The sequence below is a fragment of the Bacillus spizizenii TU-B-10 genome, from assembly GCF_000227465.1.
GTDB lineage: Bacteria > Bacillota > Bacilli > Bacillales > Bacillaceae > Bacillus > Bacillus spizizenii.
The window spans coordinates 1,896,662-1,921,055 of the sequence record NC_016047.1; the positions used below are offsets into that span (position 1 = coordinate 1,896,662).

At 46.7% G+C, this 24,394-nt stretch carries 2 protein-coding genes (1 of these 2 only partly in view); both read left to right on the top strand.

What is annotated here, in order from left to right:
- On the top strand, window positions 1-15,144 hold the full coding sequence (locus GYO_RS31550; protein ID WP_014113857.1) for a non-ribosomal peptide synthetase: 15,144 nt from the start codon (window positions 1-3) through the stop codon (window positions 15,142-15,144).
- Window positions 15,128-24,394, top strand: the 5' portion of a protein-coding gene (locus tag GYO_RS31555) for a type I polyketide synthase (RefSeq protein ID WP_080010079.1). Its footprint extends 4,443 nt past the window's final position; 9,267 of the gene's 13,710 nt are visible here — the first part of the coding sequence; it begins with the start codon at window positions 15,128-15,130; the stop codon falls past the right edge of the window. The genes GYO_RS31550 and GYO_RS31555 overlap by 17 nt, the downstream gene beginning before the upstream one ends.

A 24,394-nucleotide genomic window follows, 5' to 3' on the forward strand; every position in this document is an offset into this window, starting at 1 on the left:
ATGAGAAATAATGATAATACCCGCAATTTAGCTAATCCTTCTGTCAGCTATGGTGAGACTTTACATATATCTGAAGAGCAGCCGGCAACAATACCTGAGGTTTTATACAGAACGGCTGCGGAGCTGGGGGATACAAAGGGAATCATTTATTTGCAGCCGGATGGAACTGAAGTGTACCAATCATATGGACGATTGTGGAATGATGCGTTGCGTATCGTGAAGGGTCTCCGCCAATCAGGCCTGAAAGCAAAACAAAATGTGATTTTGCAGCTTGGCGACAATTCACAGCTTCTCCCTGCATTCTGGGGGTGTGTTTTAGCAGGAATTGTTCCGGCTCCGTTAGCCGTTCCGCCAACATATGCTGAATCGAGCAGCGGGACTCAAAAGCTGAAAGACGCATGGACGCTTCTTGATAAGCCGGTGGTGCTTACGGATCGGGACATGCACCAGGAAATGCTCAATTGGGCAAAAGAGCAAGACCTTGAAGAATTCCGTGCAATTGCTGTAGAGGATCTGCTCAGTGCTGAAGCGGAGACGGATTGGCATCAATCCAGTCCTGAAGACTTAGCGCTTTTATTGCTGACTTCAGGCAGTACGGGAACGCCCAAAGCAGTTATGCTGAATCATCGAAACATTATGAGTATGGTGAAAGGGATTATTCAAATGCAAGGCTTCACCAGAGAAGATATCACGTTTAACTGGATGCCGTTTGATCATGTCGGAGGCATTGGGATGCTACATTTGCGGGATGTCTATCTCGGCTGCCAAGAAATTAACGTCTCAAGTGAAACGATCTTAATGGAGCCGCTGAAATGGCTGGATTGGATTGATCATTACCGTGCTTCTGTTACGTGGGCGCCGAATTTTGCGTTCGGTCTTGTCACTGATTTTGCAGAAGAAATGAAAGATCGGAAATGGGATCTGTCCTCAATGCGTTACATGCTCAATGGCGGTGAAGCAATGGTAGCCAAGGTAGGGCGCAGAATGCTTGAGCTTTTAGAACCTTATGGACTGCCTGCTGATGCCATCCGACCTGCATGGGGAATGTCCGAAACTTCATCGGGCGTTATTTTTTCTCATGAGTTTACCCGGGCTGCAACAAGTGATGATGATCATTTTGTCGAGATAGGTTCTCCAATTCCTGGATTCTCTATGAGAATAGTGAATGACCATAATGAAGTGGTTGAAGAAGGCGAGATTGGCCGTTTTCAAGTCTCTGGTCTTTCCGTTACAAGCGGTTATTATCGGCGCCCGGATTTAAATGAGAGTGTGTTTACAGAAGATGGATGGTTTGAAACCGGAGATCTTGGCTTTTTGCGAAACGGGCGCTTAACCATAACGGGGCGCACGAAAGATGCAATTATCATTAACGGCATTAATTATTACAGTCATGCGATTGAGTCTGCTGTTGAAGAATTACCGGACATCGAAACTTCTTATACTGCTGCCTGCGCAGTCCGCGTGGATCAGAATTCTACAGATCAGCTGGCTATCTTCTTTGTTGCTTCCGCAAAAATGAATGATGAGCAGATGTCTCAGCTTCTTCGAAACATACAATCCCATGTCTCACAGGTGATCGGAGTCACCCCAGAATATTTGCTGCCGGTCCAAAAAGAAGAGATTCCGAAAACGGCTATCGGAAAGATTCAGCGCACTCAGCTGAAAACTTCATTTGAAAATGGGGAGTTCGACTCCTTGCTTCATAAATCCAATCGGATGAACGGTGCGGTTCAGGACGGGGAGACGCAGCAAGCAGATCATGCGAAAAGAATAAGGGAAGAGGTACAGGAGCATCTGCTCAGCTGTTTGACTGAGGAGCTGCATGTTTCCCGTGATTGGGTAGAGCCAAATGCAACTATCCAGAGCCTTGGAGTGAATTCTATCAAGATGATGAAGCTCATTCGGTCGATCGAGAAAAAATACAGTATCAAACTCACAGCCAGAGAGATACATAAGTATCCTACGATTGAACGCTTGGCTCATTATCTATCTGATCATGAAGACATAAACAGCTTGTCTGCTGACAGGAAGGGTACTGACACATTTAAAACGGAACCGGAAAAGAGTCAGGCATCTTTTCAGCCCCTATCTGAGGTTCAAAAAGGATTATGGACATTGCAAAAAATGTCACCTGAAAAAAGTGCATATCACGTACCTCTCTGTTTTCGATTTTCGTCAGGGCTTCACCTTGAAACATTACAGCAGGCTTTCGGCCTTGTATTGAATCAGCACCCGATCTTAAAGCACATCATCCAAGAGAAAGATGGAGTACCATTTCTAAAAAATGAGCCAGCGATTTCGCTTGAAATCAAGACAGAAGACATTTCTGGTATGAAAGAGTCTGCCATTCCTTCTTTTCTTAGAAAGAAAGCAAAGGAACCGTATGTAAAGGAAAACAGCCCATTAGTGCGTGTCATGAGTTTTTCCAGATCTGAACAAGAGCATTTTTTGCTTATTGTCATTCACCATATGATTTTTGACGGGGTTTCATCTGTAACATTTATACGCTGTCTGTTTGACAGCTATAAGCTTCTTTTAGAAGGACGACAGCCGGAAGTGTCAGTTTCTCCTGCCATGAATCATGATTTTACGGCATGGGAGCAGAACATGCTAGCCGGAGAAGACGGCGCGAAGCATCGTTCATACTGGCAGAAACAGCTATCGGGAACTTTGCCGAATCTGCAGTTGCCTAAGGTCAGCACGAGTTCAGCTGATTCTGAGTTTGAAGAGGATACATACACCCGGCAGCTGCCCAGCGGCTTCATGAATCGGGTGAGGGCGTTTGCGAAAGAGCATTCTGTGAATGTTTCGACGGTATTCTTGAGCTGCTATATGATGCTGCTTGGCCGTTATACCGGCCAAAAGGAACAGATTGTCGGCATGCCGGCAATGGTGAGACCGGAAGAAAGATTTGATACTTCCATTGGACATTATCTCAATATGCTCCCGATTCGCAGTGAGCTGAACCCGGCAGACACTTTTTCTGAATTTATTTCAAAATTGCAATTAACGATGCTGGATGGGCTTGATCATGCAGCTTATCCTTTTCCGAAAATGGTGAGGGATTTGAATGCTCCTCGCAGCCAAACGGGTTCACCAATATTTCAAACCGCTTTTTTCTATCAAAATTTTCTTCAATCCGGAAGCTATCAAAACTTGTTGAGCCGCTATTCTGACTTCTTTTCTGTCGATTTCATTGATCGTATTCATCAAGAGGGCGAATACGAACTAGTATTTGAACTGTGGGAAACAGAAGAAAAAATGGAGCTGAACATCAAGTACGTAACTACGCTGTTTGATGCGGCTTCTATATCCGCGATGTTCGATCATTTTGTTTATGTAACAGAACAGGCGATGTTGAATCCTTCTCAACCTTTAAAAGAGTATTCTTTATTACCTGAAGCAGAGGAGCAGATGATTCTCAAAACATGGAACGCCACTGACAAAACGTATCCATATACATGTTTTCATGAATTATTTGAGCAGCAGGCGAAAAAGACACCTGATAGGGCAGCTGTCAGCTATGAAGATCAAACATTGACGTATCGGGAGCTCGATGAAAGAAGTACACAGCTGGCCATTTATTTGCAGGCGCATGGAGTGGGACCTGACCGTCTGGCGGGAATCTATGTGGATCGATCGCTTGACATGCTGGTGGGATTATTGGCGATTGTTAAGGCTGGAGGAGCATATGTGCCGTTAGACCCGTCCTATCCGGCTGAGCGACTGGAATACATGCTGGAGGACAGTGAAGTATCCATGACGCTGACGACATCAGAATTAGTAAATACGTTGAATTGGAACGGCATCAAGACTGCTCTGTTAGATCAAGACTGGGATGAGATCGCACAAACAGCCTCTGATCGAAAAGTGCTTACACGCACTGTCACGCCGGAGCATTTGGCATATGTCATTTATACATCCGGCAGCACAGGAAAGCCAAAAGGCGTCATGATACCGCATAAAGCTTTGACAAATTTTCTTGTTTCAATGGGAGAAACACCGGGTCTTTCGCCAGAGGATAAAATGCTCGCTGTCACAACCTATTGTTTTGATATCGCAGCTCTGGAGTTATATTTGCCTTTGATAAAGGGCGCACACTGCCATATTTGTCAAACGGAGCATACAAAAGACGTTGAAAAACTGAAACAGGACATCCAAACGATCAAACCGACAGTGATGCAGGCAACCCCCGCTACATGGAAGATGCTCTTTTATTCAGGCTGGGAAAATGAAGAGAGAGTGAAAATTCTATGCGGAGGCGAAGCTTTGCCTGAGACGTTAAAACGATATTTCTTACATACAGGCAGCGAAGCTTGGAATATGTTCGGGCCAACCGAAACAACAATCTGGTCAGCGGTTCAGCGCATTAACGAAGAATGCTCTCATGCCACGATAGGAAGGCCAATCGCCAATACACAAATGTATATTACGGATTCTCGGCTTGTTCCAGTACCGGCTGGAGTCCCGGGTGAGCTTTGCATTGCAGGGGACGGCGTGGCGAAGGGCTATTACAAAAAGCAAGAATTAACGAATTCGAAATTCATTGACAGCCCTTTTGAGCCTGGATCGAAGCTTTATAGAACAGGAGATATGGCGCGCTGGCTTCCGGGAGGACGAATTGAATATATAGGCCGTATCGATAATCAAGTGAAAATACGCGGATTCCGTATTGAACTTGGCGAGATTGAAAGCAGGCTCAGTGAGCATCCCGGCATTCAGGAATGCGTCGTGGTTGCAGCTGAAGAGAATGGAATGGATAAGCTTGCTGCCTATTATACAGCTCAACATGCAAATGCTTCTCTTGCGGCAAGGGAGCTGCGTCATTATGTAAAAGACGTTTTGCCTGCCTATATGGTGCCTTCTTATTTTATTCAGCTTGACCATATGCCGTTAACACCGAACGGAAAAATAGACAGAAACAGTCTTCAAAATAACGAACTTACAGCGAAGCAGCCAAAGCAAAGGGAGATCTCTCCTAAGAACATTCAGGATGCGGTTTTCACCATTTGGCAGGATGTGCTGAAAATGACTGACATTGAATGGGAAGACGGATTTTTCGATGTGGGCGGGGATTCGCTTCTAGCGGTTACTGTCGCTGACCGCATCAAACATGAACTATCCTGTGAGTTTTCTGTCACAGACCTGTTTGAGTACTCAACGATCAAAAATATCAGCCAATACATCACTGAACAACGGATGGCCGATACAAGTGCCCCGATGCCAACAGAACCTGCAGTTCATATAGATCAGTCCACCCAGATGAGCGAACTCCCAGATTATTATGAGGATAGTGTGGCGGTTATTGGCATATCGTGTGAATTCCCAGGGGCGAAAAACCATGCTGAGTTTTGGGAGAACCTCAGAGACGGCAAGGAAAGCATTACGTTTTTTAGTAAAGAAGAGCTTCAGCGTTTTGGCATTTCAGAGGAGATAGCGGAGAATGCCAGCTATGTCCCGGCTAAATCTTCAATTGATGGGAAAGACAAATTTGACCCAGGCTTCTTTCAAATCTCTCCTAAAGACGCTGAATTTATGGACCCGCAGCTTCGAATGCTGCTGACTCACTCATGGAAAGCAATAGAAGATGCCGGTTATGCTGCGAAGCAGATTCCGCAAACCAGTGTTTTTATGTCGGCAAGCAATAATTCTTATCGCGCGCTGCTGCCGTCAGATACAACAGAGAGTCTGGAAACGCCGGATGGCTATGTCTCGTGGGTGCTTGCGCAGAGCGGGACGATTCCGACAATGATTTCCCATAAGCTCGGGCTGAAAGGGCCAAGCTATTTCGTCCATGCCAATTGCTCATCGTCCCTGATTGGATTGCATTCTGCCTATAAAAGCCTGCTGTCAGGTGAATCTGCTTATGCTTTAGTTGGCGGTGCAACGCTGCATACCGAGTCAAATATCGGATATATGCATCAGCCGGGTCTTAACTTTTCGAGCGACGGACATATTAAAGCTTTTGACGCTTCAGCTGACGGAATGATAGGCGGTGAGGGTGTTGCCGCAGTATTGCTGAAAAAAGCGGCTGATGCTGTAAAAGACGGGGATCATATCTATGCTTTGCTGAGAGGCATAGGTGTAAATAACGATGGCGCCGACAAAGTCGGTTTTTATGCTCCTAGTGTCAAAGGACAGGCTGACGTGGTGCAAAAGGTCATGAATCAAACGAAGATACAGCCTGAATCCATCTGCTATGTGGAAGCGCACGGAACTGGAACGAAGCTGGGAGATCCAATCGAGCTGGCGGCTTTAACGAACGTTTACAGGCAATATACAAATAAAACGCAATTTTGTGGCATTGGGTCGGTGAAAACCAATATCGGACATTTAGATACAGCTGCCGGTCTGGCGGGCTGCATTAAGGTCATGATGAGTCTTTATCATCAGGAGCTTGCACCGAGCATCAATTATAAGGAACCGAATCCAAATACAGACTTAGCCAGCTCTCCTTTTTACATCGTTGATCAAAAGAAAACGTTAAGCCGTGATATCAAAACGCACAGGGCTGCACTAAGCTCGTTCGGGCTTGGCGGGACAAACACTCATGCGATTTTCGAACAGTACAAAAGAGATTCTGACAAAAGAAAGATAGACGGGACCTGCATCATACCGATCTCGGCAAAAAATAAAGAGAGGCTGCAAGAGTATGTGCAGGATATTCTGGCCTATTTGGAAAGAAAAGGACTTGAGGACGGACAGTTGTCTGATTTTGCGTATACCCTACAGGTCGGGCGGGAAGAGATGGAGCATCGCGTTGCCTTTACTGCCGATCATGTGAATGAGTTAAAACAAAAGCTCACAGATTTTATCAATGGAAAAACAGCGATTGAAGGCTGTTTTCAAGGAAGTAAGCACAATGACAGGGAGATTTCATGGCTGACGGAGGATGAGGACAGCGCGGAACTGATCCGTAAGTGGATGGCCAAAGGAAAAGTGAACAAGCTCGCGGAAATTTGGAGCAAGGGAGCGCATATGGATTGGGTGCAGCTTTACAAAGGTGAGCGTCCATACAGAATGAGCCTGCCGACATATCCATTTGCAAAGGAACGATACTGGCCATCGCAGGATGACCGCAAGCCGTCGGGTCAAATATCATCCAATCAGACAGAGACCGGTTTCATTCATCCGCTGCTCCATCAGAATACATCTGATTTTTCTGAACAGAAATTCAGTTCGGTTTTCACTGGTGAGGAATTCTTTCTGAGAGACCATGTAGTAAGAGGAAAACCGGTGCTCCCTGGTGTTGCGTACCTTGAAATGGCGCACGCGGCTGTCAAGCAGGCGACTGGAAGCAATAATGTTCAAGGGGTCAGAATCAAATTGAATCATACAGTCTGGGTTCAGCCTGTTGTGGTTGACGAACATTCGGCTCAAGTCGATATCGGTCTCTTTCCTGAAGAAGATGGGAAAATCACTTTTGACATATACAGTACACAGGAAGACGGGGCCGACCCGATTATTCATAGTCAAGGCAGTGCGGAGCTGGTATCTGCCGCCGAAACGCCGGTCGCAGATCTCACTGAAATTTCAAGCCGCTGCGGCAAAGGAAAGATGTCACCTGATCAATTTTACGAAGAAGGCAGAAGCAGAGGGATGTTCCATGGTTCGGCCTTCCAAGGAATTAATAATGTGGATATAGGAAACAGAGAGGTTTTGGCGCAGCTACAGCTTCCAGAAAACGTTTCTGAAACGAGAGAACAGTTTGTGCTGCACCCGAGTATCATGGACTCCGCCTTGCAGACGGCAACAATATGCATCATGCAGGAATTGACGGATCAAAAGCTGATTTTGCCATTTGCGCTTGAACAGCTTGAGGTGATTAAAGGATGTTCTTCTTCTATGTGGGCTTATGCCTGCTTAAGTGACGGTGATCACGCCGGAGATATGGTTCAGAAAGCGGATATCGATGTCATTGACGAGAGCGGAGACGTATGTGTCAGGATTAAAGGATTCTCCACGAGAGTATTGGAAGGAGAGGTTCATTCATCAAAGCCTTCATCACGGCATGAACGCTTAATGCTCGAGCCGGTATGGGGAGAACAGAAGGGCGGATTTGAGGACGAAGACCTTTCATTCGCAGAGCAAATTGTTGTTCTCTTTGAAACTGAACGAAGTGTCACAGACAGCCTTGCATCAAACTTGAAGGATGCCCATGTCATAACTCTGAATGAAGCTGAAGGGCATATTGCTGAACGTTATCAGTTTTACGCGCAGAACGTGTTTGAGCTAGTGCAAAGAAAGATCCGTGAGCATTCTGCCGGCCGTATTATGATTCAAGCCATCGTTCCACTAAAAAAAGAGAAACAATTGTTTGCCGGTGTTTCCGGTCTGCTTAAAACAGCTGAATTAGAGTTCAGCAAACTGACAGCTCAGGTCATCGAAATCGAGAAACCTGAAGAGATGAATGATCTTCATGTCAAGCTGAAAGACGACAGCCGGAGGCCTGCGGATAAACAGATTCGATATGAGGCTGGAAACCGTTTTGTGAAAGGTTGGCGGGAAATGGCGCTGCCTTCCGCTGAAGAGCTTCATATGCCGTGGAGAGACGAGGGTGTTTATCTAATTACAGGCGGAGCAGGAAGATTAGGCCTGCTGTTTGCAAAGGAAATTGCTAATCGAACCGTTCGATCCACTATTGTGCTGACGGGACGCTCTGTTTTGAGTGAGCGTAAGGAACATGAACTGGAGGCTCTGCGAAGCATGGGAGCAGAGGTCGTCTATCGAGAGGCTGATGTAAGTGATCAGAGGGCGGTTCGGCGTCTCATGGAGGAAATCAAAGAAAAGCATGGCACTCTTAACGGAATCATTCACGGTGCAGGCAGCATTAAAGATCACTTCATCGTTCATAAAACGAATGAAGAGTTTCTAGAAGTGTTACAGCCAAAAGTGAGCGGGTTGTTACATGTAGACGAATGCAGCAAGGATTTTCCATTGGACTTTTTCATTTTATTCTCATCTGTTTCCGGATGTTTAGGAAACGCTGGACAAGCCGATTATGCCGCAGCCAATACGTTTATGGATGCATTTGCTGCATACCGCAGTTCTCTTGTGTCATCCAAGAAGCGATTCGGCTCAACTATTTCCTTTAACTGGCCGTTATGGGAAGAAGGGGGCATGCAAGTCGGCGCTGAAGTTGAGCAGAGAATGCTGAAAACGATGGGAATGGTCCCGATGCCAACAGATAGCGCCTTGAAAGCATTTTATCAAGGAATAGCATCTGAAAAATCGCAAGTTTTTGTGATGGAAGGGCAGCTTCAGAAAATGAAGCAAAAACTGCTTTCTGCAGGAGAGAAAGCCAAACGGAACGATCAGAGAAACGCGAATCAGGATCACGGACAAACCCGAAAATTGGAGTCGTCTTTGATTCAAATGGTTGGCGAGATTTTAAAGGTAAACACTGGCGATATCGATGTCAATACAGAGCTGAGTGAGTACGGATTCGATTCGGTTACATTCACTGTCTTTACAAACAAGATCAACGAAGCATACCAATTGGAACTAACGCCGACCATTTTCTTTGAATACGGGAGCATCCAAAGCTTGGCTGAATATGTAATGGCGGCGCATCCGGGAGAATTGAATCAAGATGCTGCTGTTAATGACACAGATGAAAGATCAAGCTCATTGCACAGTTTAAACAGCTTGAGTGCATCATTAGGCAACATGGTCAGTGCGATTTTAAAAGTGGATAGTGAAGATATTGATGTCAATACAGAGCTGAGTGAATACGGATTTGATTCGGTTACATTTACGGTCTTTACAAACAAGATCAACGAAGCATATCAATTGGAGCTTACGCCGACCATTTTCTTTGAATATGGAAGCATTCAAAGCTTGGCTGGATATTTGATAGATGAATTTGAGGAAACTTTTGTTCAGGAGAGCAAAAAATCAGAGGGGCAAGAAGAGTTACAGACTAATATATCATCTGAAGTTCCGAAAATGACAGCGCGTAGAAAGCACCGCTTCCAACAGCCTGTTATTGCAAAAGAAGAAAGCAGCAAAAAGCAGACTGCCGATTTTGAGCCGATTGCAATTGTGGGCATCAGCGGCCGATTCCCTGGCGCTATGGATATAGATGAATTTTGGAAAAACCTAGAGGAAGGCAAAGACAGCATCACAGAAGTTCCAAAAGATCGATGGGATTGGCGGGAGCATTATGGAAATCCTGACACTGAAGTCAATAAAACCGACATCAAATGGGGCGGGTTTATTGATGGTGTCGCAGAGTTTGATCCATTGTTTTTTGGTGTTTCGCCGCGAGAAGCCAATTATGTAGACCCTCAGCAACGTCTGTTAATGACGTATGTGTGGAAGGCGCTGGAAGATGCGGGCTGCTCGCCGCAAAGCCTTTCGGGTACAGGGACGGGTATCTTTATCGGTACAGGAAACACAGGTTACAAAGACCTATTCCATAGAGCGAATCTTCCAATTGAAGGCCATGCGGCTACAGGTCATATGATCCCTTCGGTTGGCCCGAATAGAATGAGTTATTTTTTAAATATCCACGGTCCGAGCGAGCCAGTCGAAACAGCTTGTTCCAGCTCTCTTGTAGCCATACACCGTGCTGTGACCGCGATGCAAAGCGGCAATTGTGAAATGGCGATCGCAGGAGGCGTGAATACGATCCTAACCGAGGAGGCGCACATTAGCTACAGCAAGGCCGGCATGCTAAGCAAAGACGGCAGGTGTAAAACCTTCTCTGCCGATGCGAATGGTTATGTCAGAGGTGAAGGTGTCGGAATGGTCATGCTGAAAAAGCTGGCAGACGCCGAGCGCGACGGGAATCACATTTACGGTGTTATTCGGGGGACGGCGGAAAATCACGGCGGAAGAGCCAATACCCTGACATCACCTAATCCGAAAGCACAAGCTGATTTGTTAGTGCGTGCATATCGCCAGGCAGGCATAGATCCAAGCACGGTCACATATATCGAAGCGCATGGAACGGGGACGGAATTGGGCGATCCAATTGAAATAAACGGGCTGAAAGCCGCGTTTAAGGAATTATCCAATAAGAGAGACGGCAGACAGCCGGACATTCCGGATCACCGTTGCGGCATCGGCTCAGTTAAAAGCAATATCGGCCATTTGGAGCTTGCCGCAGGTATCTCAGGTCTGATCAAAGTATTGCTGCAAATGAAGCATAAAACGTTAGTGAAAAGCCTGCATTGCGAGACGCTTAATCCTTATCTTCAGATGGCTGACAGTCCGTTTTACATCGTTCAGGAAAAACAGGAATGGAAGGCTGTCACAGATCGTGACGGAAACGAGCTTCCGCGCCGCGCCGGAGTCAGTTCGTTTGGAATTGGCGGAGTAAACGCACATATTGTGATTGAAGAATATACGCCAAAAGCCAATTCAAAACAAACGGCACCAGAACAGCCAAACGTGATTGTGCTGTCGGCTAAAAATAAAAACAGGCTAATGGATCGTGCTTCGCAATTACTGGAGGCGATTCGCAAGCAAAAATATACAGATAAAGATTTGCACCACATCGCTTACACCCTGCAAGTTGGGCGAGAAGAAATGGATGAGCGTCTGGCGTGTATTGCGGGGACGGTGCAGGAACTTGAAGAAAAACTGCAGGCGTTTGTTGACGGTAAGGAAGAAACTGAAGCATTCTTCCGGGGACAGTCGAATCGAAATAAAGAAACCCAGGCCATTTTTACAGAAGATGAGGATATGGCGATAGCAATTGATGCTTGGATCAGAAAAAGAAAATACGCTAAACTTGCTGATTTATGGGTCAAAGGCGTGACGATCCAGTGGAATACATTATACGGCGAGACCAAACCGCGCCTGATCAGTCTCCCTTCATATCCATTTGCGAAAGATCGCTATTGGGTACCAGTAAAGGAACATTCAGAATCGGACAAGGAAGAACTAGTTGATGCTAGAGAAAAGCGCACCGCATGTATTTTGACAAAACAATGGAGTTTGAGCCCGGTTGGCTCAACAGTGCCAGTGACACGAACGGTTGCCATCCTGAGCAATCAAGAGACAGCAGATTTGGCAGCTGAAGTGTCTACGTATTTTCCGAACCATCTTATATTAGATGTGAGCCGGATAGACTGGCACCAGCCAGACATTGATTGGAAAGAGTTTGACGGCCTAGTGGATGTCATCGGCTGCGGAGAAGATGATGAAGACCAGCTGGATTGGATTGAATGGGTGCAGAGACTGGTTGAATTCGGGCATAAAGAGGGGCTCAGGCTGCTTTGTGTGACGAAGGGGCTCGAATCGTTTCAAAACACATCCGTCCGAATGGCAGGCGCCTCACGAGCTGGTTTGTATCGGATGCTTCAAAGCGAGTACAGCCACCTTACATCAAGACATATGGATGCAGAGGAGGTTATTGATCATCATCGTCTCGCGAAGCAGATCGCTGATGAGTTTTATTCAGATTCTCATGATACGGAGGTTTGCTACAGAGACGGTTTGCGGTATCAGGCTTTTCTAAAAGCGTCTCCTGAAACAGGTGAGGGAGCCGAACAAAGGATGACCTTCCCTAAAGATCATGTGCTTATTATTACAGGCGGGACACGAGGCATCGGACTATTATGCGCCCGGCATTTTGCGGAGCACTATGGAGTGAAAAAGCTGGTGCTGACCGGGCGAGAGCAGCTTCCACCGCGAGAGGAGTGGGCTCGTTTTGAGACATCAAACACATCCGCGGCACAGAAAATTCAGGCAGTGCGGGAGCTGGAAGCGCAGGGTGTGCAAGTGCAAATGCTGTCGCTTACGCTATCTGATGATGCTCATGTTGAGCAAACGCTGCAACATATCAAGCGAACATTAGGACCGATTGGCGGTGTCATTCATTGTGCAGGTCTAACGGATATGGACACTCTGGCGTTTATCCGAAAAACTTCCGATGATATTCAGCGGGTGCTGGAGCCTAAAGTTGCTGGGCTGACGACGCTATATCGCCACGTGTGTAACGAGCCATTACAGTTTTTTGTATTATTTTCTTCTGTTTCAGCCATTATTCCGCAGCTTTCGGCGGGACAAGCTGACTACGCTATGGCCAATAGCTATATGGATTATTTTGCGGAAGCACATCGGAAAAATGCGCCGATCATCAGTGTTCAGTGGCCGAATTGGAAAGAAACCGGTATGGGCGAAGTGACAAATGATGCATATCGAGAAAGCGGCTTGCTGAGCATTACGAATTCAGAGGGGTTACGTTTTCTAGATCAAATCTTATCAAAAACGCTCGAACCGGTTGTTCTCCCTGCGGTGGCGAATCAAACAAATTGGGAGCCGGAGCTACTGATGAAGCGGAGGAAACGGCATGAGGACGGTTTGCGGGAATCGACTTTGCAGAGCCCGCTGGCCAAAGATAACGAAGGGATCGATGCAATTTCTAAAAGTGAGGGGCTATTATCTGAAACACAGTCCTGGCTTGTTGATTTGTTTTCCGAAGAGCTGAGAATTGATCGTGAAGACTTTGAGATTGACGGATTATTTCAAGATTATGGGGTGGATTCGATCATTTTGGCACAGGTGCTTCAGCGTATAAACCGCAAATTAGAAGCAGCGCTCGATCCATCTATTCTATATGAATACCCGACAATTCAAAGATTCGCAGATTGGCTGATCGGCTCTTATTCCGAAACGCTGTCTGCTCTATTCGGAGGCGGGATATCGGGTACATCAGCAACTTTGGAGAACAAAATGGAAGCAGGCGTATCGGCCCCTGCGAAGGAGCGTGCTCTTGCCGCCCAGATACAAGCGCCGACGACTTTTTCACCGGGTCCTCATGCAGAAGATATTGCTGTTGTCGGGCTGTCTTGCCGCTTTCCGGGAGCAGATACGCTGGAAACCTATTGGTCGTTATTATCTGAGGGACGTTCATCAATCGCTCCGGTTCCGGCAGAGCGCTGGGGCTGTAAAACGCCATATTATGCCGGCATGATTGATGACGTCATCCATTTTGACCCTGATTTCTTTCTGCTTCATGAAGAAGACGTAAGGGCGATGGACCCGCAAGCATTACTCGTATTGGAAGAGTGTCTGAAGCTCTTGTATCACGCCGGATATACACCTGAGGAAATAAAGGGGAAGCCAGTCGGCGTTTATATTGGAGGCAGAAGCCAGCACAAACCTGATGAAGAGAGTCTTCATCATGCTAAGAATCCGATCGTGACAGTCGGCCAAAATTATTTAGCGGCTAATATTTCACAGTTTTTTGATGTCCGCGGCCCGAGTGTTGTAGTAGATACAGCCTGTTCGTCAGCTTTGGTCGGCATGAATATGGCCATTCAAGCTCTGCGTAGCGGTGATATTCAATCTGCCTTAGTCGGCGGTGTCAGCTTGCTGAGCTCAGATGCCTCTCACAGACTATTCGACCGGCGCGGCATTTTAAGCAAACATTCATCCTTCCATGTGTTTGATGAGCGTGCCGATGGAGTTGTGTTGGGTGAAGGCGTCGGAATGGTCATGTTAAAAACAGTAAAACAGGCGCTGGAAGACGGAGATACCATATATGCTGTCGTGAAAGCAGCCTCGGTCAATAACGACGGAAGAACGGCAGGCCCGGCCACGCCTAATCTGGAAGCGCAAAAGGAAGTCATGAAAGACGCGCTTGTCAAAAGCGGAAAAAAACCAGAGGACATCAGCTATCTTGAAGCAAACGGGTCAGGTTCAATGGTAACCGATCTGCTTGAACTGAAAGCGATCCAATCGGTGTACCGTTCCGCTCACTCATCGCCTCTTTCTCTCGGCTCCATCAAGCCGAACATCGGGCATCCGCTATGTGCTGAAGGGATCGCCAGCTTTATTAAAGTTGTACTGATGCTGAAAGAGCGCCGCTTTGTCCCATTTTTATCAGGTGAAAAAGAGATGGCGCATTTCGATCAACGGAAAGCGAATATTACGTTTGCCCGAACGCTGGAAAAATGGACAGATTCGCGGCCTGCGGCGGCCATCAACTGTTTTGCCGATGGGGGGACGAATGCTCATGTCATCGTAGAGGCGTGGGAAGAAGATGAAAAACGCGCCAGCAAGCGCAGTCCAATATCGCCTCCGCCATTAAAGAAACGGGCGTTTTCGCCCGGCGAGTCAAAGCCGGTAGCGGAGACCTTAAAAGTGGATGCGGCAAACATATGGGATACTTATGAGGTGGAGGTCTAACGTGAAAAATATAACGAAACAACTCACATTATCGTTAAAAAATCCGTTTATTTATCACCATGTGGTTTACGGACAAAATGTCCTGCCGGGATTAGCCTATATTGATATGATCTACCAGATATTCAGAGAACACGGCTACGCCTGCTCAGAGCTTCAGCTGCGGAATTTATCCATCTATCAGCCGCTGACTGTGGAACAGAATGCGGTGATCATTCTCGATGTCCAATGTACGGAGAAAAAAGAAGGAAAGTGGCAAATCACAGCCAAAGGCTTTGAAAAACGTGGCGGGAATAAAGTTTCAGAAGAAAAGGTCTATATGAAGGCTGACATGCACGCCCACTCCCCGGCTGTATTTGAAGAAACACTGGATCTTAATCAGATTAAAGCAGCTGCGCAAAACGTTATTCAGCTTGATGATGTATATGAACAATGCAGACGTCAGGAGTTAGTGCACAGCGAATATATGAAAGCCAGCGGTCACATTTATGAAGACGAAAACGGCGTCCTTCTTGATCTTTCTCTCGGTTCTGAAGCCATGCATCACGCAGAAGGCTTTATGTTTCATCCGACTCTCATAGACGGGAGCGGGGTGGGTGCCAACAATTTGCTCACATCTTTGCTTAAAGGAGAACAGAGGCTGTATTTGCCTCTGTTCTATGAATCCTTTTCCGCTTCAGCACTTTTGCAGACACATTGCATGACGAGAATTAAGCGCTCCTCCGTCCGGCAGGAAAAAGAGCTGATTTATGTAACACTTGAATTTTTCAACGCTTCGGGAGAAAAAGTGGCTGAACTGAAAAACTTCACAAGCAAACTAGTGCGGGAAGCAGAGCTGATTAGCGGAAAGCAACAGGATGTAGAGGAGAAACAAGAGACGGGAAAGGGCACAGTCGAGCATACTCAAGCTGCTGACACCGTATCTTCATCCGGCAGTATGGGGTCCTATGGCGAGGCTGAACAGTTCGTAAGCCAATTAATTGCAGGCAAAATAAATAAGCCGATCGAACAGATTGAAAAGCAGGTCGGCTATTACCAAATGGGACTGAATTCATCAGGCTTGCTTGAAGTGGTAGAAACCATCAGTGACAAGATCGGTGAGAGCCTTTCGCCGACTCTCTTGTTTGAGCATACCACCATTGCCGAATTGTCAGCGTTTCTTGCCGAGGAATATGCTGAGCATTTTTGTGCCGCTGGTTCCCTTGATCAAAATGAAAGAGAGCACGTCTCCGATAGCATAATCGGCGATAAGGCTGCCGAAGGCCGAAAGACAAGCGGACCTGCTGACTTTTCTCATATTGCACCTTCTGAGACAGCAGGCGACATTGCGATTATCGGCTTGGCGGGCAGGTATCCGAAGGCAAACAATATTCATGAATTTTGGAACAATCTGAAAGAGGGCAAGGATTGCATTAGCGAGATTCCAGAGTCGCGCTGGGATTGGCGGCGCCTTGAAGGAATCACATCTCCTTCGGGTAAGGACATTTCCAAATGGGGCGGATTTATTGATGATCCAGACTGCTTCGATCCTCAATTTTTCAGAATCACGCCGAGAGAAGCAGAGACCATGGACCCTCAGGAGCGACTGTTTTTAGAAACCTGCTGGGAAACGATTGAGGATGCAGGCTACACGCCGAAGACTTTGGCCAAGCCTAAAGGACGGAACAAAAGGCAGCATGTAGGCGTTTTTGCAGGCGTCATGCATAAGGATTATACATTAGTCGGCGCTGAAGAAGCATCAGCGGAAAATGTGTTTCCTCTCTCGCTCAACTATGCGCAAATCGCCAACCGTGTATCTTACTTTTGTAATTTCCACGGCCCGAGCATGGCGGTCGATACGGTATGCTCCTCATCTCTGACTGCTGTACATCTGGCGTTGGAAAGCATTCGCCACGGTGAGTGTGATGTCGCGTTAGCAGGCGGAGTGAACCTGTCCCTGCATCCTAATAAATATATGACATACGGGGTCTGGGATATGTTTTCCACTGACGGGCACTGCCGTACATTCGGCAAGGATGGAGACGGTTATGTGCCGGCAGAAGGAATCGGTGCGGTTTTATTAAAGCCATTGCACCAGGCAGAGAAAGATGGAGATCGCATTTATGCAGTGATTAAAGGAAGTACTGTGAATCATGTGGGCACTGTAAGCGGCATTTCAGTGCCGAGTCCAGTTTCTCAAGCTGATCTGATTGAGGCATGCTTAGAGAAAACGGGAATTGACCCGCGGACGATCAGTTATGTAGAAGCACACGGAACCGGTACGTCCTTAGGAGATCCGATCGAATTACAGGGGTTGATGAAAGCATTCCGCCAATATACACAGGATCGGCAGTTCTGTTCAATCGGTTCTGTTAAATCGAACATCGGGCATGCTGAATCCGCTGCGGGTATCAGCGGTTTAAGCAAGGTTGCCCTTCAGCTTCACCATCAAACACTCGTGCCTTCTTTACATTCAGAAGAACTGAATCCGTACGTGGATTTTGAAAAGTCTCCATTTTATGTACAGCATGAAACAGAAACGTGGAAACAGCCTGTTATCAAGGAGAAAGAGGAAGACATTCTTTATCCGCGCCGGGCGGGTATTAGTTCCTTCGGGGCAACCGGTTCAAACGCACATATTATCCTTGAGGAATACATTCCTCAAACAGCGGAGCAGGACGTTTCATTGCCGTCAGATTCTGACATGCCGGCGGTTATCCCGCTTTCTGCCCGTAATCAAGAACGTCTTCGTGTATATGCAAAACGTCTCTTGGAGTTTCTTCACGACGGGATTCAGATTAGAGATTTGGCTTATACATTGCAGATAGGTCGTGAACCTATGGAAGAGCGGGTTGCTTTTGTAGCAGCCGGAATTCAAGAATTATCAGGTCAATTGAAGGCTTTTGCAGAAGGGCACGAATCCATTCAGCATTGCTGGATGGGCCGAATATCAAGAGGAAGCGATTTATCGCTTTCTGCCGAAACGGTACATAAATTGCTGGAGCAAAGAAAACTCGATCAGATTGCGGAGCAGTGGGCGAACGGATCTGCGGTTGACTGGAAGCTTCTATATGAGGAAAAGAAACCAAAACGGATCAGCTTACCGACATACCCTTTTGAGAAAGTGCGTTATTGGGTACCAAAAGCTGAGGCGGCGACTAATCGTTCTAAGCAGGAAGGACACATCCTACATCCTCTTCTGCATCAAAATGTGTCCGACATGTCGGGAGTCCGCTTTCGGTCAGCGTTCACCGGACATGAATTTTTCTTAAAGGACCATGTCATTAATGGCGAGCGGGTTTTACCCGGTGCAGCTTTATTGGAAATGGTACGGGCGGCTGTGGAAAAGGCAGCTGCAGATCAGTTCCCGACAGGATTCCGACTCCGGAATATCGTCTGGGTTCGGCCGTTTGCCGTCACAGAACAGCAAGCAGACATACACATACGTTTATATCCTGAGGACAATGGTGAGATTGCATTCGAAATCTGCCAAGAGCCTGAAAGCGCAGAGAAGGCGCCGGTTGTATATGGACAAGGGGTCGCAGTGCTTTGTGAGGCTGATGAACCTCGGGTAATCAACATTGAAGAACTGAAGGCAAATGATAATGAGCGGATTCTGTCACCTTCTGATTGCTACGAGGCTTATGCAGAAATGGGCATTCATTATGGTGACAGCCACAGAGCGATTGACAGCATATATATCGGCAAAAACGGAGTTCTCGCGAAATTGACGATGCCTCCTGTGATCTCCGACACGGAAGACCATTATGTCCTGCATCCAAGCATGATAGATTCGGCATTTCAAGCATCTATCGGTTTGAGGCTGGGAAGCGATACGCGTTTAGCAGACAGAAAGGCCATGCTGCCTTTTGCATTGCAGGATGTCCAAATCTTCAAAGGCTGTGAGGCGTCTATGTGGGCGCGGATCACATACAGCGAGGGCAGTGGAGCTGGGGATCGCATGCAGAAGCTTGATATCGATTTGTGCAATGAAGAGGGGCAGGTTTGCGTGCAGATGAAGGGCTATTCTGCAAGAGTGCTAGAAACAGATACAGAAAATCCTTCTGAGACAATTGACACGCTGCTGTTTGAACACGTTTGGGAAGAAAATGCTCCTGACGAGAAGAAAGAGTTTATAGCGTACGAGACACATAAAGTCGTTATCTGTGATTTTGGAGAACAAATGGAAAACATCCGAAACGATCTTGACTGTATAGTCCTGCATCATCATACAGCGGCAATTGATGAACGGTTTGAAGCATACGCCGTACAGTTATTTGAAGAAATCAAACAGCTGCTGCACTCGAAAACCGGGGGACATACATTCATTCAAGTGGCGGTGCCTGCGTTGAACGAGCCGCAGCTATTAAGCGGCTTAACCGGACTGCTCAAAACGGCTGAACTGGAAAATCCCAAACTGACGGGACAGCTGATTGAATTAGATACCGGGATATCTGCTAGTGGCCTATACGAAATATTGGAAGAAAACAGACGCTGTCCTCTTGACACACATATCCGCTACTGGCAAGGAAAACGTATTGTAAGCAAATGGAAAGAAACGTCTGGTGAGCACCTAAGTGCTGACATGCCATGGAAAGATAAAGGGGTTTATCTGATGACAGGCGGTGCAGGCGGCCTTGGCTTCATCTTTGCAAATGAAATCGCAAACCAAACGAATGATGCTGTTATGATCCTGACTGGTCGCTCTCCTCTCGATGAAAGGAAGCAGGTGATGCTTCAAGAGCTGCAGAAACTTGGCGTCCGAGCGGTTTACAGACAAGCGGATCTGACAGAGAAACAAGCTGTTGATGCCTTAATAATAGAGATCCAAAACACTTACGGCGGCCTGGACGGCATCATTCATAGCGCCGGTATGATAAAAGATAATTTCATTATTAAGAAAAAGAAAGAAGAAGTTCAAACCGTGCTCGCTCCAAAAGTAGCCGGTCTGATTCATCTTGATGAAGCAACGAAAGATATTCCGCTTGATTTCTTTATCCTTTTTTCTTCAGGTGCAGGAGCAGTGGGAAGTGCGGGACAGGCTGATTATGCAATGGCGAATGCATTTATGAATGCATTCAGCGAATATCGAAATGGTCAAGCAGCGCTGGACAAACGTTACGGAAAAACACTTTCGGTATGCTGGCCGCTGTGGAAAGACGGGGGCATGCGTATTGATGCTGAAACTGCGAGGATGCTGACAAAAGAAACAGGCATGGTAGCCATGGAAACAAGGCGAGGGATTCAGGCGCTATATCATAGCTGGGTGTTAGGAAAGCCGCAAGTATTAGTGGCTTCCGGTGTTGCCAATCGGATACGTGCATTTTTATATGAAACGGGACATGGTCAAGACCCATCTCACAATATGAAGAATAGAAATGTCAATCAGAATACGGAAAGAGCGGACATTGTCCTGGGAGTCGAGGAAGAGACATTGAGAGAAAAAGCTGAGAATTATGTGAAACAAGTGCTTTCTTCGGTTATCAAGCTGCCGGCCGGCCAGATTGATGCTGAAGCTCCTCTCGAGGATTACGGGATCGATTCTATTATGATCATGCATGTAACGGGTCAATTAGAAAAAGTATTTGGATCTTTGTCTAAGACATTGTTCTTTGAGTACCAGGATATTCGGTCATTAACCCGGTATTTTACTGATTCCCACCGAGAAAAGCTGCTGGACATCTTGAAAATTGAAACAGACAAACCTTCTGCTGCGGAGAATAGAAAAACAGATTCAGAGCCTGAAAGGAGAGAAATCTCTGTTGCCCCAAGAAAGTCCGGATTCTTTCCTTTGCAAGAAAAAGGGCAGAAGCAGCCGAGAAAAAAGGAAACAGAGAAAATTGCAATCATTGGTATCTCAGGGCGCTATCCTCAGGCAGACAACATCTATGAATTGTGGGAAAACCTGAGGGACGGACGAGACTGTATTACGGAAATTCCTGAAGATCGCTGGGATCATAGTCTCTATTATGATGAGGATAAGGACAAGCCTGGAAAAACCTACAGCAAGTGGGGCGGCTTCATGAAGGATGTAGACAAGTTTGATCCGCAGTTTTTCCATATTTCGCCCCGTGAAGCAAAATTAATGGACCCTCAAGAGCGTTTATTTTTGCAGTGTGTGTATGAAACGATGGAAGACGCAGGATATACAAGGGAGCATCTTGGCCGTAAGCGTAATTCGGAGCTTGGCGGAAGCGTCGGGGTGTACGTCGGGGTCATGTACGAAGAATACCAGCTGTACGGAGCGCAAGAGCAGGTGCGCGGTAGGTCTCTGGCGTTAACAGGGAATCCATCATCCATCGCGAACCGGGTATCTTATTATTTTGATTTTCATGGGCCGAGTATTGCTTTGGATACCATGTGTTCTTCTTCCTTAACTGCTATTCATTTGGCCTGCCAAAGCTTGCAGCGCGGAGAGTGTGAGGCGGCATTCGCGGGCGGCGTGAATGTTTCAATCCACCCCAATAAGTATTTGATGCTTGGGCAGAACAAATTTATGTCCAGCAAAGGCCGATGTGAAAGCTTCGGAGAGGGTGGAGACGGCTATGTGCCGGGTGAAGGCGTTGGAGCAGTTCTTCTTAAGCCATTGTCTAAAGCCGTTGAAGATGGCGATCACATATATGGAATCATTAAGGGGACAGCCATTAACCACGGAGGAAAAACAAACGGTTACTCAGTTCCCAACCCGAACGCCCAAGCAGATGTGATCAAAAAGGCATTTGTGGAAGCAAAGGTTGACCCGCGGGCAGTCAGTTATATCGAAGCGCACGGCACGGGAACGTCTCTCGGAGATCCTATTGAAATGACAGGGCTGTCCAAAGTGTTTACGCAACAAACGAATGACAAACAATTTTGTGCAATAGGCTCAGCCAAATCAAATATCGGGCACTGTGAGAGTGCAGCAGGTATCGCAGGATTAACGAAGGTATTGCTCCAAATGAAAAACAGGCAGCTCGCGCCTTCCATACATTCAAACGTGTTGAACCCGAATATTGATTTCCATAACTCAGCGTTTAAAGTACAGCAAGAGCTAGAAGAATGGAAGAGGCCAATCATTTCTGTCAATGGTAAAGACATCGAATATCCGAGAATCGCAGGCATCTCTTCATTTGGCGCTGGGGGAGTTAACGCCCATATTTTAATAGAAGAGTATGTTCCGGAATCTGGGCAGGAACGTTCCCTAGCAGGGAAACAGCCAGCTGTCATTGTGCTCTCAGCAAAAAATGAGGAAAAACTTCAGAAACGGGCGGAACGATTGCTGCATGCCATTCGTGAACAACGATATGATGAAGCTGATTTGCACCGAATCGCCTATACGCTGCAAGTCGGGCGTGAAGCGATGAATGATCGCCTGGCGTTCGTTGTGGAAACGATGCAGGAGCTTGAAGAAAAGTTGAATGAATGTGTCTCAGGAACAGAAGATCGTGAATCTGTCTATCGAGGACAAGTGAAACGCAACAAAGAATCCATTGCCGCTTTTGCCGCTGATGAAGATATGTCAAAAACAATCGAGGCATGGATGAAAAAAGGAAAGTACGCGAAGGTTTTAGACCTTTGGGTAAGAGGCTTGCGTATCGACTGGGACACGCTTTATCAGGATCAGAAACCGCGGCGCATCAGTCTACCTGCCTATCCTTTTGCAAGAGATCGCTATTGGATAGAAGTTAATGCAACAAAGGCTGAGGAAAAAAGAACGGTGGACCCAGCTGCTGAGGTACAGCCGGTCATACAAAAGCCGTCTATAGTGAGAGAAGCCAGCGGCAAGCCTGCCAATATCACGTTACAGCCTTTAATGGCCAATCAGGATCGTTTGCAGCGTACAGCATCTCTGGTTCCATCAGATACAGAATCAGAGACGATCTCGGCGGAAGAATTGTGCGATGCACTAACGGCGAGCTTAGCGGAAGTGCTGTACATGGAACAAAACGAGGTTGACCCAGACGACGCATTCATAGACATCGGAATGGATTCGATTACAGGACTCGAATGGATAAAAGCAATAAATAAACAGTATGGGACATCACTAAATGTCACCAAGGTTTATGATTATCCGACAACACGTGATTTCGCTGTTTACTTAGCACATGAGTTAAGCGCACAAGCCAGAGAGAAAACAGAAGAAAGCGAAGCCCCGAAGCAAACGGGGACGTACGCACCGATGAAACAGAAAACAGCAGCACCTGCTGCTAAACCGGACAATATCTCCCTGCAGCCGTTAGAGCATCATCAGCCGTTGCAGGAAGAACCTGCAGCAACTATTCAATATGCAGCAGCCCAAATATCCGCAACAAGCCAAAATACTGGGGCAATTGAAACGCTGTATGAAGAATTGAGGGAAAGCATAGCAGACGTGTTATTCATGGAGCCGCATGAGGTGGATATTGACGAAGCATTCATTGATATCGGAATGGACTCGATTACCGGGCTCGAATGGATAAAAGCTGTGAATAAGCAGTATGGCACGTCCTTTTCAGTCACCAAAGTGTATGATTATCCAACGATACACGATTTTGCCGAGATGCTAAAGTCTGAGCTTGGAACTCATCTCGATAGAAAACAAGAATTGACAGAACAGAATGATCCCTCTGAAGCTGTTAAACAGCCGGCGGCACTGCCTAAGGCAGAGCCGTCAGAGCGTCCGCTTCAGTCTGTTCAATATCCAATAAAGAAAGAACATGAGAAGAAACCTGCCCCTATTCATCAAGATCACCGGGAGGATGCGATAGCCATTGTCGGGATGTCGGGAAGGTACCCGGGCGCAAGTAATGTAAGAGAGTATTGGGATAACCTGGTTCATGCGAGAAATGCCATTCGGGACATTCCAACATCACGGTGGGATGTTGATCAGTACTATGATCCTGCCTTGAACAAAAAAGGGAAAGTCTATTGCAAATCAATGGGGATGCTTGATGATATTGAACATTTTGATCCGTTGTTTTTTAATATCCCGCCGTCAGAAGCTGAACTGATGGATCCGCAGCACCGAATATTTTTGCAGGAAGGCTATAAAGCCTTTGAGGACGCTGGATATAACGCCCGAACATTAAATGAGAAAAGATGCGGCGTTTATCTCGGCATTATGAGCAATGAGTATGGGGTCATGCTGAATCGGCAGGCAAGAGCAAACGCCACCGGGAACAGCTTTGCGATCGCCGCGGCGCGTATTCCGTATTTTCTTAATTTAAAAGGGCCTGCTATTCCTATTGACACCGCATGCTCATCTTCTTTGGTCGGCACACATTTAGCTCGACAGGCACTCATAAACAAAGAAATT